Origin of the sequence: Streptomyces sp. NPDC090077, assembly GCF_044747545.1 — a bacterium.
Lineage (GTDB): Bacteria > Actinomycetota > Actinomycetes > Streptomycetales > Streptomycetaceae > Streptomyces.
Genome location: NZ_JBIVEG010000001.1, coordinates 250,883 through 265,141, shown reverse-complemented (window position 1 = coordinate 265,141; position 14,259 = coordinate 250,883). Strand labels below are relative to the sequence as shown.

Annotated in this window: 12 protein-coding genes; 9 read left to right on the top strand and 3 right to left on the bottom strand. The window is 74.3% G+C overall.

Features of this window, described 5'->3' with window-relative positions:
• Positions 1 to 20 precede the first annotated feature (20 nt).
• Both ACIPW5_RS01160 and ACIPW5_RS01155 read right to left on the bottom strand, forming a co-directional pair.
• Positions 21 to 1,205 carry an MFS transporter gene (locus ACIPW5_RS01160; protein ID WP_401238610.1) on the bottom strand — a complete coding sequence of 395 codons (1,185 nt, stop codon included), beginning with the start codon at positions 1,203 to 1,205 and terminating at the stop codon, positions 21 to 23.
• A 110-nt stretch (positions 1,206 to 1,315) separates the two neighbouring features.
• Positions 1,316 to 1,990, bottom strand: a complete 675-nt coding sequence (locus tag ACIPW5_RS01155) for a response regulator (RefSeq protein ID WP_401238608.1) — start codon at positions 1,988 to 1,990, stop codon at positions 1,316 to 1,318.
• A gap of 346 nt (positions 1,991 to 2,336) precedes the next feature.
• On the opposite strand from ACIPW5_RS01155, the gene ACIPW5_RS01150 reads away from it, so the two are divergent.
• The gene (locus tag ACIPW5_RS01150) at positions 2,337 to 3,047 is read left to right on the top strand and encodes a tRNA-dependent cyclodipeptide synthase (protein ID WP_401238606.1); all 711 of its coding nucleotides are present in this window, start codon (positions 2,337 to 2,339) and stop codon (positions 3,045 to 3,047) included.
• Positions 3,044 to 4,225: a cytochrome P450 gene (locus tag ACIPW5_RS01145; protein WP_401238603.1), complete on the top strand. Its 1,182-nt coding sequence runs from the start codon at positions 3,044 to 3,046 to the stop codon at positions 4,223 to 4,225. The genes ACIPW5_RS01150 and ACIPW5_RS01145 overlap by 4 nt, the downstream gene beginning before the upstream one ends.
• Positions 4,226 to 4,285: 60 nt before the next feature.
• On the opposite strand, the gene ACIPW5_RS01140 is transcribed toward ACIPW5_RS01145, so the two are convergent.
• Positions 4,286 to 6,454 (bottom strand): FUSC family protein, encoded by a 2,169-nt coding sequence (locus ACIPW5_RS01140; RefSeq protein WP_401238600.1) that lies wholly within the window; start codon positions 6,452 to 6,454, stop codon positions 4,286 to 4,288.
• A gap of 293 nt (positions 6,455 to 6,747) precedes the next feature.
• Between ACIPW5_RS01140 and ACIPW5_RS01135 the strand changes: the two genes are divergently transcribed.
• The 7 genes from ACIPW5_RS01135 to ACIPW5_RS01105 all read left to right on the top strand — a co-directional run bounded on the left by ACIPW5_RS01135 (position 6,748) and on the right by ACIPW5_RS01105 (position 14,255).
• On the top strand, positions 6,748 to 7,329 hold the full coding sequence (locus tag ACIPW5_RS01135) for an NADPH-dependent FMN reductase (RefSeq protein WP_401238597.1): 582 nt from the start codon (positions 6,748 to 6,750) through the stop codon (positions 7,327 to 7,329).
• Positions 7,329 to 7,940, top strand: a complete 612-nt coding sequence (gene epsC / locus ACIPW5_RS01130) for a serine O-acetyltransferase EpsC (RefSeq protein WP_401238594.1) — start codon at positions 7,329 to 7,331, stop codon at positions 7,938 to 7,940. Before ACIPW5_RS01135 ends, epsC begins: the two co-directional genes overlap by 1 nt.
• 156 nt (positions 7,941 to 8,096) lie before the next feature.
• Positions 8,097 to 9,125, top strand: coding sequence for a PLP-dependent cysteine synthase family protein (locus tag ACIPW5_RS01125; RefSeq protein ID WP_401238591.1), 1,029 nt, complete (start codon positions 8,097 to 8,099; stop codon positions 9,123 to 9,125).
• A 39-nt stretch (positions 9,126 to 9,164) separates the two neighbouring features.
• A complete protein-coding gene (locus ACIPW5_RS01120) occupies positions 9,165 to 10,481 on the top strand; it encodes an MFS transporter (protein WP_401238588.1) in 1,317 nt (438 codons plus the stop codon).
• Positions 10,478 to 11,716, top strand: coding sequence for an ATP-grasp domain-containing protein (locus ACIPW5_RS01115; protein WP_401238586.1), 1,239 nt, complete (start codon positions 10,478 to 10,480; stop codon positions 11,714 to 11,716). Before ACIPW5_RS01120 ends, ACIPW5_RS01115 begins: the two co-directional genes overlap by 4 nt.
• The gene (locus ACIPW5_RS01110) at positions 11,713 to 13,005 is read left to right on the top strand and encodes an ATP-grasp domain-containing protein (RefSeq protein ID WP_401238583.1); all 1,293 of its coding nucleotides are present in this window, start codon (positions 11,713 to 11,715) and stop codon (positions 13,003 to 13,005) included. Before ACIPW5_RS01115 ends, ACIPW5_RS01110 begins: the two co-directional genes overlap by 4 nt.
• Positions 13,002 to 14,255 (top strand): acetyl-CoA carboxylase biotin carboxylase subunit family protein, encoded by a 1,254-nt coding sequence (locus ACIPW5_RS01105; RefSeq protein WP_401238580.1) that lies wholly within the window; start codon positions 13,002 to 13,004, stop codon positions 14,253 to 14,255. The genes ACIPW5_RS01110 and ACIPW5_RS01105 overlap by 4 nt, the downstream gene beginning before the upstream one ends.
• Positions 14,256 to 14,259: the final 4 nt, after the last annotated feature.

Below are 14,259 nucleotides of genomic sequence, written 5' to 3'. Positions count from 1 at the left end.
GCGCGCCGCCGGGAGGAGGGCTACGCCGTCGCCGGACGCCGCAGCAGATAGGCCCCGGCGGCCGACACGAGCACCGCCATGCAGGCGATGAACACCAGCCCGGCACCCTCCAGCCCGACCGGCTCCACCAGCAGGCCCACCCCGATCACCGGCACCGAGATGCCCGTGTACGCCACCACGAACAGCGTCGAGATCACCGCGGCCCGCCGGTCGGCCGGCGAGGCCCGCGCCACCACGGACAGCGCCCCGCGGAACGCCAGCCCCTGGCCGGTCCCGCCGACCAGCGCGCTCAGCACCACCAGCACCAGCAGGTCCCAGTACAGCGCGCCCGCGAGCAGCGCGAGCCCGGCGAGGAGCCCCGCGCAGCCCAGCGGCAGCGACCGCCGCGCACCGACCCGGCCCACGGCCAGCTGCCCCGCGGTCGACGCGAAGAAGGCCAGCGCGACGACCAGCCCGGTCACGGCGCGGTTGTGCACCCCCAGGGACTCCGCGAGGAAGGCCGGGCTGACCGAGGTGAACACCCCGAACAGCGCGAACCCGACGAAGGCCGCGATCGCCGCCGGAGCGAACACGGGCCGCACCGGCGCGGGCAGCCCCGGCCGCTGCGGCCGCACGGTGGACAGCGGCCGCCGCTGCCGTACGGTCTCCCCGAGCCCCAGCAGGACGGCGGCCGACAGCGCCACCAGGACCAGGTGCACGGTGAACGGCAGGTACAGCGGCCGGGGTGCGTACTGCGAGAGCACCCCCGCCACCAGCGGACCGCAGCCCAGCCCGCCCATGTTCGCGGCCGTCGCCACGAACGTGGCCCGGCCGCCGCCGCCCGGCGGGGCCGACTCGATCACGTAGGCCGTGGCGGCCCCGGTGAACAGCCCGGCCGACAGCCCCGACAGCAGCCGCCCCGCGTACAGCCAGTCCAGCCCGGTGGCGAGGAGGAAGCACCCGGCGCTCGCCGCCGCGAACCCCAGCCCCGCCAGCAGCACCGGCCGCCTGCCCACGGCGTCCGAGGCGTTGCCGGCCAGCAGCAGTACCCCGATCACCCCGAAGGCGTACACGGCGTACACCACGGTGACGGTCAGCTCGGAGAAGCCGAACTTCTCCTGGTAGAGGCCGTAGAGCGGGGTCGGCAGCGTGGTGCCCATCATGCACACGGCGAACACCGCCCCGCCGAGCACGCACTGACGCCATCCCCGGCGCATCCGGTCCATGCCGCCGACGGTAACCCCGCACCCCGCCCGGGCCCGGCCCCCCGCGCCCGAATCGCCGGGAGGTCGCCCACCCGCCACGCGGACCGCCGGACCCCCGCCGGGCCGCGGCGTCACTCCGGGGCGTCGCCCGCGCCGAGCCCCGCGTCCCGGGCGCGGGCGACGGCCTCCGCCCGGGTGGTGACGCCGAGCTTCTCGAAGATGCGGGTGACGTGGTTGCGTACGGTCTTCTCCGCGAGGAACAGCTCGCGGGACACGCGCCGGTTGTCGTGGCCGCGGGCGATCAGGTCGAGCACCTCGACCTCGCGCGCGGTCAGGGCGGGGAAGAGCCGCTCGGCGTCGCGCCGCCCGCCCCCGGTGGCCAGTACAGCGATCCGCGCGGCCACGTCCGGCCCGAACACCGCGCCCCCGGCGGCCACCGTGCGCACCGCGTGCAGCACCTCCTGCCGCCCGGCGCCCTTGAGCAGGTAGCCGCGGGCACCGGCGTGCAGGGCGGCGAGGAGGGTGCCGTCGTCGTCGGCCATCGTCAGCACCAGCACCGACACGCCGGGATGCTCCTCGGTGAGCCGGCGGGTGGCCTCCAGGCCCGACCCGTCGGGCAGGGACAGGTCCATCACCACCACCTGCGGCCGCCCCGCCCCGATGGCGCCCGCCAGCTCGGCGAGGGTCTCGGCCTCGCCCACCACCTCGATGTCCTCGGCGCTCTCCAGCGCCGACCTCAGTCCCTTGCGGAACAGCGGGTGGTCCTCCACGAGCACCACGCGGACCGGGCTCTCCTCGGACTGCATGGCCCCACTATGGGCGAGGGAGCCGCGAGCGGAACCGCGACCCGCCGCGTGCCGCGCGACACGCCCGCACGGCCGACGGAGCCTTCGATACCGCTCAAATCGGAATCCGGGCTCCGAAAGGGCCGACCCGCCAGCGGACGTGTCGGAACGTCACTTAACCGTCCGGATCAACGCGCTTACAGGCCGTTGCAGTTGACTCGGGCAACATGTGATTTCAGTAACCGAGACGAACTCCACGGTAATCGTCCCAGGCCTCCAGTGTTCGTATAGCTTCAGCTCGTCGCCGCCGCACCCGGGACACGGGGTCCGCGCGGGGAATCGCGGCGACAGGGATGCGACCACTCCCATGACAACAGCCACTCGAACCAGTGCCTTCCGTGTCGACGCGTACACACCGCACTGCCAGGTCATCGCCGACGAGGGCGGCCACGCCGTCATCGGCATCTCGCCCGGCAACTCCTACTTCTCCGCCCAGCGTGTGCACGCCCTCGCCGAGTGGGCGCTCGACAACTTCGAGCAGGCAGACCTGATCTACACCGACCTGCACGTCGCCGAAATGTACGAGGCCATGGGCTATCCCCCCGACGAGGCCCGCCGCAAGACCGTCAAGAACCTGCGCGGGGTACGCGCCAAGGTGACCAACGCCGTCGCCGACATCGACCCGTCGGGCACCCGCCTGCGCGGCAGGCCGATGTCCTCGCTGCGCGGGATACCGGCCTACGACGCCATGCACGCCGACCTGCTGGAACGGCTGCACACCGACCCGGCGTTCGCCGAGACCTGCAACGAACTCGTCGACATCTTCCTGTCGTCGAAGGTCCTCGGGGGCCAGCAGCCCACCGCTCACCAGCGGGCGGTGTGCCTGGACTACGTGTGCGCCGAGGCGCCGCTCTTCCTCGACACCCCCGCGATCCTCGGCGTCCCCTCGTCGCTGAACTGCTACCACCAGGCGCTGCCGATGGCGGACCTGCTCTACTCGCGCGGCGCCGGACTGCGGGCCTCCCGCAACCAGGGCCACGCCATCGTCACCCCCGCCACCGAAGGAGACCAGCTGTGACCACCCACGCGGAGCCGATCCTCGAATTCCCCTTCACGTGGGACGGAACGCACCTGCCCACCCAGGTCGACGAGCTCCCCCCGGTCGTGAAGGTCCGCACCATCGCCGGAGCCGAGGCCTGGCTCGTCTCCTCGTACGAACTCGTCAAGCAGGTCCTCGAAGACGACCGGTTCAGCCTCAAGAACACCTCCGACCCCGGTGTGCCCCGCCAGTACGCGCTGACGATCCCCCCGGAGGTCGTCAACAACATGGGCAACATCACCGGCGCCGGCCTGCGCAAGGCCGTCATGAAGGCCATCAACCCCAAGTCCCCCGGCCTCCAGCAGTGGATGGACGAGTACGCCGCCGAACTGGTCGAGCGGATGCTCCAGCACGGCGCCCCCGTCGACGTCCGCACCATGTTCACCGACCCGTTCTCCGAGGCGATGCACTGCCAGATCCTCGGCATCCCGCACGACGCGGCACCGCTCCTCGCGGAGTCGCTGCCGATCGCCTTCATGAACAGCGCCACCGAGATCCCCGCGGCGCGCCTGAACTGGGACCGCGACATCGCCTACATGAAGGCGCGTCTCGACGACACCGGGACCGGGCTCATCGGCGACCTCGCCAAGCTGCGCGGCACCGAGGGCTACGAGCACGTCTCCGACGAGATGTTCGCGACGGTCGGCGTCACCCTCTTCGGCGCGGGCGTCATCTCCACCGCCGGGTTCCTCGCCATGGCGCTGGTCACCCTGCTCACCCACCCGGAGGAGTCCGACCACCTGGCCGACCACCCGGAGCTCATGCCCCAGGCCGTGGACGAGCTGCTGCGGATCAACCTGTCCATCGGCGACGGCCTGCCCCGCCTGGTCATGGAGGACATGACCCTGGGCGACGTCCGGGTCAAGGCGGGCGAGCTGGTGCTCGTCCTGCCCGAGGGCGCGAACTTCGACCCCTCCGTCTTCCCGGACCCGCACCGCCTCGACTTCACCCGGGCCAACTCCTCCGCCCACTTCTCCTTCGGCGGCGGCTCGCACTACTGCCCCGCGACCGCCCTCGGCAAGAAGCACGCCGAAACCGCGCTGCTCGCCCTCCTCAAGGCCATGCCCCGCATCCGGCTGGCCGTCCCGGTCGAGCAGCTCGTCTGGCGCACGGGCTTCATGAAGCGCCTGCCCGAGCGCCTGCCGGTGATGTGGTGACCACCGCCTGACCCGCCGGCCGGGCCCCCGCCCCCCCAGGGGAGCGGGGGCCCGGCCTCTTCAGCCCTCCGGCCGCGGCTCCCCGACCGCCGCCCCCGCGGTCTCCCCGGTGATCCGCTCCAGGTCCGTCATCAGCGAGTCCAGCCACAGGACCGCCGCGTAGTACCGCCGCGGCGCGCCCGGCGGCTCGGCCGCGAACCCGTCGAACGCCGGGTCCCGCAGCGCGACCGGAGTCCGCGGGGTGTCCCCGCCCGGGTCCAGCCACGCCGACACCAGCAGCATCCGGCCGGCCACCCGGTCCCCGAGCCGGGTCACCGCCGCCGCCGACTCCCGGTCCAGGGGCGGTACGAGGACCAGCCCCGGCCCCGCCAACAGCCGCTCCGCGCCCCACAGCACGTGGTGGCCGGCCAGCAGCGCCGCCTGCCAGTCCTGCCCGCCCGCCCCCGCCCGTCCGCCCGGCGCCGGAGCGGTCCCCGGCGGCCCGTGCGGCTCGCTCTGGAACTGCGCGTACGCCGACTCCGCCAGGATCACCGAGTGCAGCAGCGACCGGTTCCCCGGAGCGCCCGCCACCGGCTCCCGCACCCCGCCCGCCGCGAGCCGGGCGGTCGTCGCCACCACGATCTCCGCGGCGCCCCGCATGAGCACCGCCGCCGACCGCCGCAGCTCGTCCTGCGCACCCCGGGGCCAGGCCAGCAGACCGAACACCGCGCCGATCGCGCTGCCGGTCAGCACGTCCAGCAGCCGGAACTCGGCGAGCTGCCAGGTCGCGGGCGCCAGCTGGGCGAACGCCAAGGCCACGACCACCGTGAACAGCGCCTGCGCCCAGCCCACCCCCTTGACCGGCCCCAGGGTGAACGCGGCCAGCATCAGCGGCGGCAGCGCCGCCGCGTACACGGCGGTGTCCGAACCCGCCAGCGCCAGCAGCCCCGCCGCCGCCAGCGCCCCGACCAAGGTCCCGATCAGCGCGATCCGTACCGTGGTCCGGGTCTCGCGCACCGTCGTGCGGGTCAGCGTCAGCGTCGCCAGCAGCACCCAGAACCCGTGCGGCAGGGTGTCCTCCCCGGCGATCCACCGCGCGGCCGCCAGCGCCAGGCTGAGGCGCACCGCGTTCTGGAAGAACACCGACCGCCGCTCGGCGTGCCCCGCCAGCCGGTGCCACCACAGCCGCGCCGCGCCCATCCGCGCGTACCAGAACCGGCCCGGCGCCGCCCGCTCCGCCCCCGCCCGCCCCCGCACCGCGATCCCGGCCGCCGTCGACATCGCCAGCGCGGCGTCCGCCACCTCCAGCACCGCCGCGCGCCGCCGCAGCACCGCCGGCTCCTCCCCGCCGTCCGGGCCCGCCGCCAGGGCCGCACGGGCCCGCGCCAGCTCCGCGTGCGCGTCCCCGGCCGGCTCCCGGCCCCGCAGCAGCCCGGCCGTCTCCCGCGCGCAGTCCCGTACCGCCCCCAGCACCTCCGGGCCGGCCGCCCCCGGGGCCCCCGCGGGCAGCCCCGCCAGCCGGACCAGCAGGGTGCGGGCCGCCAGCCCCGTGTGGGTCAGCGCCCGGTCCCGCAGCCCCGGCCCGGCCGGCCGCTCCGCCTCCGGCACCCGCGAGGGCCGCAGCGCCGGACCGGCCTCCTCCGCCCGCAGCCGCGCCTGCGCGGACAGCGCGTACGGCGGCCCCGCCAGCCCGGCCGCGCACTCCTGCGCGCACGCCGCGGCCCGCGCGGCCAGCTCCCGGTACGGGACGGTCGGCGGGTCGGGCAGCAGGAACGCCTCCGCCAGCACCAGCAGCGCGAGGCCCACCGTCGCACCGGCCAGCCGCTCCCCGAGCGAGCCCGGATCGTAGGGCGGGAACGACGGCAGGATGTACATCAGCTGGAGCCCCGGCCCCGCCCCCGCCGCCCGCGGCCCGCCCACCGCGACGAACGCCAGCACGAAGCCCGCGACCAGCATGCCCAGCACCGCGGTCCAGGTCCGTACCGACAGGAACGTGCCGATCGTGATCAGCACCCAGCAGGCCGGCACCAGCTTCAGCACCACCGCGGCACGCTGCCGGCCGGTCCCGGGGATATGCGACAGGCCCGCCATCGCCACCGCGGCGAACAGCGCGTACGTCGCCGCGACGGTCGAGCCGAAGCCGTACAGGAACAGGTAGAACCCCGCACCGGCGGCCAGCGTGACGCGCACCGAGCGCCGCCACGCCGCCGCCCACCGGGCCGGCCACCGCACACCGCGAACGCCACCCATGCCACCAGCATCACCCGCCGGCCCCCGCCCGGCACGCCGCGGCCGCCCTGGAGCCGCTCTCCGCCGGGACGCGAGCCGGGGTCCAGCACCGCATCGGTTCGACCTGACACGGTTACGACCAGGACGCGGGCCGGACCGTCCCGCCAGAGCACCCCGGTGTCCGGCCGAGCGCCGGCGCGCCCCGGGGCCCGCACGGCGGAGCGGCAGGGGCCGGGAGCCCCGGAACGCAGGCGTGAGTCTCGACCAGTCGAAGGCCTGCCGACCGGAAGGCTGAGGAGTAAGGAGTTCCACCAGTGAAAATCGTTCTGATATCCGGCAGCACCCGGCGCGACTCGGTGAACACGGCCGTACTTGCCACCGTGCGCCACATCCTCGGGAACCTGCCCGGCGAGCACGAGAGCGTGCTGCTCCCCGTCGGCGAACTGCCCTTCTACGAGACCGAACTGGAGCGCACCGACGGCTCGGCCGCCGTCCGCGCGGCCAAGGAGCTGGTCACCGGCGCCGACGCGCTGTTCATCAGCACCCCCTCCTACAACGGCGAGATGCCCGGCGCGCTGAAGAACGCCCTGGACTGGCTGTCCCGGGCCCAGGGCGAGGAGCCGAGCCCGCTGACCGGCAAGGTGGCCGCCGTGACCAGCGCCTCTCCCGGAGTGCGCGGCGGCGTCGACGCGCAGACCGGCCTGACCGGCCTGCTCGCCCGCTGCGGCGCGCGGGTCGTCGACCACGAGCCGGTAGCCGTCGCCCGCACGCACACGCTCGTCACCGAGGACGGCCGCTACACCGACCAGGAGCTCGTGGCCCGGCTGGAGAGCCTGACCCGGGCCCTGATCGCCGAGCTCGCCCCGGCCGGCGACCGCGCGGAGGTGCTCGTCTGATGGCGGCCTCGACCCCCGGCCTGTTCCGGATCATGAAGGAGGACCTGGAGGTGGTCGTCGCCCGCGACCCCTCCATGCGCAACCGCCGTGAGGCCCTGCTCCACGCGGCCCTCCCCGCCCTGTGGGCCCACCGGATCGCGCACCGGCTGCACCGGCGCGGACACCGGATGACCGCGCGGCTCATCGCCTGGAACGCGCGCCGCAAGACCTCCGTCGAGATCCACCCCGGCGCCGTGCTCGGCCGCCGGGTGTTCATCGACCACGGCGCCGCCGTGGTGATCGGCGAAACCGCCGTCGTCGGGGACGACGTGACCATCTACCACCAGGTGACGCTCGGAGCGGTCGGCTGGTGGAGCGACAACAACCGGCCCGAGGGCGACCGCAGGCACCCGGTGGTGGGCGCCCACGTCGTACTCGGCACCAACGCGACCGTGCTGGGACCGGTCACCATCGGCGCGCACGCCGTCATCGGAGCCCAGGCCCTGGTGAACAAGGACGTGCCCGCGGGCGCCCGGGTGCTCGCCGCCACCGCGGTGATCAAGCCGGTGGGCCAGCGGCCGCAGCCCATGGAGGACCTGTACGCGGTGACGGCCTCGGCCGGCTCCTGGTAGCCCGGCCGCGCGGCACCGCACCGGCCCCGGCGCGCCCGCCGCGATCCCGCTCCACCCTGCCCTGCATCCCCCCACGAAGGCCGCACCGGGACCGCGGCGGACCACCTCCGCCCGCCCGGCAGGCGGCCGCACGAACCGACTTGTGAGGAACCACACGTGGAAAGCCGTGAGACGCGCCGCATCGCCGACAGCATCGCGGACCTGGTCGGATCGACCCCGCTGGTCCGCCTGCGCTTCGACGACTCGGCCCCGGGCGCCGAGGTGCTGGCCAAGCTGGAGTCCGCCAACCCGATGTCCACCAGCAAGGACCGGGCGGCCCTCTACATGCTGCGCGCCGCCGAGGAGCGCGGCGAACTGACCCCCGGCAACGGAACCGTCATCGAGGCCACCTCCGGCAACACCGGCATCTCCCTGGCCGCCCTCTCCGCGGCCCGCGGCTACCGCTGCGTCATCGTGCTGCCCGACAGCGCCACCGCCGAACGGGTCGCCCTGCTCAAGGCCCTGGGCGCCGAGGTCGTCCAGACCCCCCGCGACGCCGGCTACCCCGGCGCGATCGCCAAGGCCCAGGAGCTGCACGCGGCGACCCCCGGGTCCTGGTTCGCCTGCCAGCACGAGAACGCCGACAACGTCCGCGCCCACTACGAGACCACCGGCCCCGAGATCTGGGCCGACACGGCGGGCCGGATCGACGTACTGGTCTGCGGCGTCGGCACCGGCGGCACCCTCAGCGGCATAGCGAAGTACCTCAAGGAGCAGGACCCGCGGATCCGCGTCATCGCCGTCGAGCCGGAGAACTCCCCGGTGCTCTCCCAGGGCGAGGGCGGCCTGCACCGGATCCCGGGCCTCAACGGCGGCTTCGTCGCCCCCACCACCGACGTCTCGCTGATCGACAACGTGGTGACCGTCTCGGACGAGGACGCCATGGCCGGCGCCCGCGCACTCGCCCGCGAGCAGGGCGTCTTCGTCGGCGTCTCCTCCGGTGCAGTCGCCCACGCCTGCGCCCGGCTGGCCGCCCACCCGGACTACATCGGAGCCACCATCGTCACGGTCCTGCCCGACACCGGCGAGCGGTACCTCAGCCTGTGGAGCGAGGCCCCCGCACCCGCCGCCCGGCCCGCCCGGCAGCCGGCTCCGGCCTCCCCGCCGGCCACGGCCCCCGCCCAGATCCTGACCACGAAGTACTGACGCCTCCCGCCCGTCCCCCCACCCCCGAAGGAACCCGGCGTGAACTTCCGTCAGCTCCATCCGAACATCAAGCTGAGGCTGGGCATCGGATTCGTCCAGCGGATGCTCGGCATCATGCTGATGCCGCTGATGGTCATCCACCTCGCCACGCTGTACGGCGCGGCCGCGGCCGGGGCGCTCACCATGGCCGTGGCCGCCGCGGGCATCGCCAGCAACTTCGTCGGGGGCCACCTCGCCGACGTCCACGGCCGCAAGCCGCTGATGGTCGCCGGCGAGGCGGGGGCCGCCCTCACCTTCGCCCTGCTCGCCCTGGCCAACTCGCCCTGGTGGCAGTCCGGAGCGGCCACCTTCGTGCTCTTCCTGCTCAACACCTGTCTCGCCAGCGCGGCCACCCCCGCCGCCGAGGCGATGATGATCGACGTCTCCACCCCCGAGAACCGGCAGCTCGTCTACACGGTCAACTACTGGTCGATCAACATGGCGTTCACCGTCGGAGCCCTGATCGGCGGCTTCTTCTACGGGGACCACTTCGCCCTCCTGCTGACCGGCGCGGCCGTCCTGTCCCTGGCCACCGCCCTCGTCACCTGGTGGCGGATCGCGGAGAGCGCCCCGGAATCCGCCAAGGACCGGGCCTCCGGCGTCCCCGCGATGCTCCGCGGCTACCTCGCCGTCTCCCGCGACCGGGTGTTCCTGCGGCTGGTGGGAGCCGCGCTCCTCACCCGGGCCATCGAGGTCCAGATCGGCTACTACATCGCCGTCCGCCTCGCCGACGACTTCCCCGAGCAGGCCCTCGCCGGGCTGGAACGCTGGTTCCCGTCCGTGGACGGGGTCGCCATGCTCGGCATCCTGCGGGCCGTCAACACCGTCCTGGTCGTCGGCTTCGCCCTCTTCACCGGCAGCATGTTCCGCCGGCTGTCCGACCGGGCCCGCCTCTACGCCGGCATCGCCGTCTTCACCGCCGGGCACATGGTCCTGGCCGTCAGCAACGACGGCTGGATCCTGATCGCCGCCGCCGTCGTGTTCACCCTCGGGGAGATCGCGAACGTACCGGTGAAGCAGGCCATCCTGGCCGACCTGGTCGATCCGGCCGCCCGCACCAAGTACCTCGCCGCCTACGGCCTGGTACCCCGCATCGGCCTGCTCATCGGCTCGCTGTGCGTGACCGTCGGCGCCTTCCTCTCCCCGGTCGGCATGAGCGTCCTCTACGGCGCCTTCGGCCTCGGCGCCATCCTCGTCTACCGCTCCCTGCTGCCGCTGCGCGCACCGCGCCGCACCGCCGAGGAGCCCGAACCCGCGGCCGTGCCGCCGGCCGCCGCGCCGGCGGGCGCGCCGGCCCGGAACGGAGCCACGTCATGACCCAGCCCCGCGAACCCGGCCGCCTCCTGATGGTGATGCCGTACGCGCAACTTGTGCGCAAGGCCGTCGAAGCAGGCTTCCAGGTCTGGTCGGTCTGGGACCCGGCCCTGCGCACGCCCGAGTACCTCGCCGAGGTCGCCGCGCACTCGCAGCACCTGGCCCTCGTCGACTTCGGGGACGAGTCGGCCCTGCGCGCCCTCGTCGCCGAACTGGCCCGCGAACACGACGTCCAGCACGTCCTGCACCTGGGCAGCGAGGCCACCATGGCCCCGGTGCTCGCCGAGGCCGAAGCCCTCGGCCTGTCGCCGAACACCGCCGAATCCGTACGGCTGCTCAACGACAAGCACGCCATGCGCGGCCTCCTCAACGCCCACGGGGTCTCCGCGGTCCGCGCCCACCGGGCCGAAACCCTCGGCGAAGTCGAGCCGCTGCTGGCGGAGTTCGGACTGCCGGCCGTGGTCAAGCCCACCAACACGGCGGGCAGCCGCGGGATCGCCCTCGTCCGCACCGCCGCCGACCTCGCCGAATGGACCGAGCGGGTCAAGGCGGGCGGCTTCGAAGGCCCCTTCATCATCGAGGACTACCTCGAAGGCCCCGAGTTCAGCGTCGAGACCCTCACCGCCGGCGGCACCCACCACGTCGTCGGGATCACCGCCAAGCAGACCACCGGAGCCCCCGGCTTCGTCGAGACCGGGCACGTCCACCCGGCCCCCCTCGACCCCGCCGACGCCGCCGCGGTCCGCGACACCGTCACCGCCCTCCTCGACCTCGCCGGCTACGCCTTCGGCCCCGCCCACACCGAGGTCATCCTCACCCCCGCCGGGCCGCGCATCGTCGAGTCCCAGGCACGCCTCGGCGGCGACCGGATCCCGCTGCTCGTCGAGGTCGCCACCGGCTACGACATCGAGGCCGCGATCTTCCGGGGCCTGGCCGGCGAGGACGTCACCGCCCCCGCACCCCACCGGTACGCCGCCATCGGCTTCTTCCAGCTCCCCGCCGGACGCCTGGAGTCCGTCGAGGGCCTCGACGGACTCCGCGCCCGGGACCACGTGCACGGCGTGCACTTCCCCTACCGGCCGGGCGACCTCCTGCCCCGCACCACCGACTCCGCCACCCGCCACGGTTACGCCGTCGTCGACGCCCCGACCCCCGCCGAGGCCGCCGACCGGATCGCCGCCGCCCACACCGCCCTGCGCACCACGACCACCGAGACCCCGAAGGAAGCACTGAGATGACCGCCCCGACCGCGCGCGCCGCGGACCGGACCCTGCTGCTCGTCGGCGCCACGGACCAGCACCTCGAACGCGCCAAGGCGCTGGGCGTCCGGGTGGTGCTCCTCCAGCACCCCGACAAGATCACCACGTACCAGACCGCCCTGGCCGACGTGCTGCTGATGCTGGACTACACGGACTGGGACACCGTACGGCCGCTCGCCGAGGCCGCCCGCGAGGCCTGGGGCTTCGACACGGTCGCCTCCCTCACCGAGGCCGGGCTCGACATGGCCGCCCGCCTCAACGCCCACTTCGGCTTCCCGGGCACCGGCCCCGAGGCCAGCCGCCGGATGCGCAACAAGTTCCTGATGCGGCAGCACCTCACGGAGCGGGGCAAGCTGTCGATCCACTGGGACCGGGTCACCGACCGCGCCTCCCTCGACGCCTTCGCCGCCCGGGCCGGCTACCCCTTCATCATCAAGCCCACCGACGCCACCGCGAGCTTCGGCCTGATCCGCGTCGGCGGCCCCGGGGAACTCGACACCACCTGGGAACGGATCGAGGAGCTGCGCGGCCGGCGCACCGACCGCGGCTCGACCCTCTACACCGTCAGCGAGTTCCTGATGGAGACCTACCTCGACGGGCCCGAGTTCAGCGTCGAGGCCTTCAGCTTCGCCGGCCGCCACGTGGTGATCGCCGTGACCGAGAAGCTCGTCGACGACACCCACTTCGCGGAACTCGGCCACGCCCTGCCCGCCCGCCTGGCACCGGCGGAGCACGCCCGGGTCACGGCCGCCGTCGAGGACTTCCTCGACACGATGGGCGTCACCGACGGACCCAGCCACACCGAACTGCGCCTCGGCTCCCGGGGACCCGTCGTCATCGAATCCCACAACCGGGTCGGCGGCGGCCACATCAACGAACTGGTCGAGGCCGCCTACGGCATCGACCTCCTCGGCTACGGCGTCGCCTGGCCGCTCGGCCTGGTCGAGGCGCTCCCGGAGCCCCCGCAGGCCCGGGCCGGGGCCTGCACCCGCTTCGTGCTCCGCGACCCCGGCACGGTCACGGCCGTCTCCGGAGTGGACGAGCTCGCCGCCCGCCCCGACGTGCTCGCGGTGGAGGTCTCGGTGGCGCCCGGCGACCCGGTCCGCCCGCTGCGCGACAACTGGGACCGGCTCGGCTTCGCCGCCGTGACCGCCGCCGACACCGACGCCGCCATCGCCCTGTGCGAGCGGCTGACCGGGCAGATCCGCATCGACGTGACCCCGGCCGGGGCGCCGGCGGACGCCCGGGACCTGGAGGTGGCCGCGTGACCGCGCTGGTCCTGCACCGCTTCCCGCTCGACCCGTTCCCCTACGACCGCTGGCTCGCGGAACTCGACGGCGGCGTGGTGGTGATCGCCTCCCGCGAACGGATCGAGGGCGCCCGCGAGCGGGTCCCGGACGGCGACGGAGGCTACCGCCGGCTGGTGGTGCTCGACGACTTCGAGGACGAGGAGCTCCTCGACCGCACCGCCCTCGAACTGGCCGAGGAGTACGGGGTCACGCACGTACTGGCCCCCCACGAGGCGGACCTGATGCGGGCGGCCCGGCTGCGGGAGAAGTTCGGCCTGCCCGGACAGCTGCCCGACGAGGTGCTGCCCTTCCGGGACAAGGCCCTGATGAAGCGGCGGCTGGAAGCGGCCGGCATCGAGGTCGCCCCGCACGCCCTGCCCGCCACGGCCGACGACGCCCGGGACTTCGCGGACGAACACGGCCTGCCGGTGGTCTTCAAGGACCGCGACGGCTTCGGTTCCGTCGGGCTGAGGATCGTGACGACGCCCGACGCCCTGGAGGCCCACCTGGCCGAGGCCTTCCCGCCCGGCTCGGGCCCCCGCGAGGACCTGCTGGTCGAGGCGTACGTGCCCGGCCGGATGTGCCACGTCGACGGAGTCGTCGTGGGCGGCCGCTCGGTGATGTCCTGGCCGTCCCAGTACCAGTACGACCTGTCCTCCTTCCAGGCCGACCCCGGCGCCCGGGTGGACCTGACCCTGGACCCCTCCGACCCGCTGACCCCGCGCCTGCTGGAGCTGGCGGACACCGCGCTCGCGGCCCTCGGCGGCCCAGCCGACCACGCGTTCCACGCCGAGGTCTTCCACACCCCCGACGACCGCCTCGTGGTCTGCGAGATCGCCTCCCGCCCGGCCGGCGCGCGGATCCGCGAGGTGCTGGACGCCGTGTTCGGCGTGCACCCGGTGGAGCTGGCCAGCCGGGCCCAGACGGGACTGCGGCTGCCCGCCCTGGCCAGGCTCGCGGACGGCGCCCGGCTGGAGCCGGTCCGCATGGCCGGCCAGGTCCTGATGATGAAGCGGCCCGGCACGGTGCGCGGCATCCCGGTCACCCCCGAGGAGCCCTGGGTGCAGTACTACGGGGTCTTCGCGGAACCGGGCGAGGTGCTCGCGGAGGCGGCCCTCTCCTCGGACTTCCTCGCGGCGGCGGTGCTGTCGGCGCCGACCCGGCAGGAGTGCGAGCGGCGGCTGCGGGCCCTGGGCAACCGGTTCGAGGAGGAGATCGTGATCGACTGACGGG

Excerpts from the sequence above, each read along its gene's own strand:
- ACIPW5_RS01160 (WP_401238610.1), bottom strand. The coding sequence starts at position 1,205 with ATGGACCGGATGCGCCGGGGATGGCGTCAGTGCGTGCTCGGCGGGGCG.
- ACIPW5_RS01155 (WP_401238608.1), bottom strand. The coding sequence starts at position 1,990 with ATGCAGTCCGAGGAGAGCCCGGTCCGCGTGGTGCTCGTGGAGGACCAC.
- ACIPW5_RS01150 (WP_401238606.1), top strand. The coding sequence starts at position 2,337 with ATGACAACAGCCACTCGAACCAGTGCCTTCCGTGTCGACGCGTACACA.
- ACIPW5_RS01140 (WP_401238600.1), bottom strand. The coding sequence starts at position 6,454 with ATGGGTGGCGTTCGCGGTGTGCGGTGGCCGGCCCGGTGGGCGGCGGCG.
- epsC (WP_401238594.1), top strand. The coding sequence starts at position 7,329 with ATGGCGGCCTCGACCCCCGGCCTGTTCCGGATCATGAAGGAGGACCTG.
- ACIPW5_RS01115 (WP_401238586.1), top strand. The coding sequence starts at position 10,478 with ATGACCCAGCCCCGCGAACCCGGCCGCCTCCTGATGGTGATGCCGTAC.
- ACIPW5_RS01110 (WP_401238583.1), top strand. The coding sequence starts at position 11,713 with ATGACCGCCCCGACCGCGCGCGCCGCGGACCGGACCCTGCTGCTCGTC.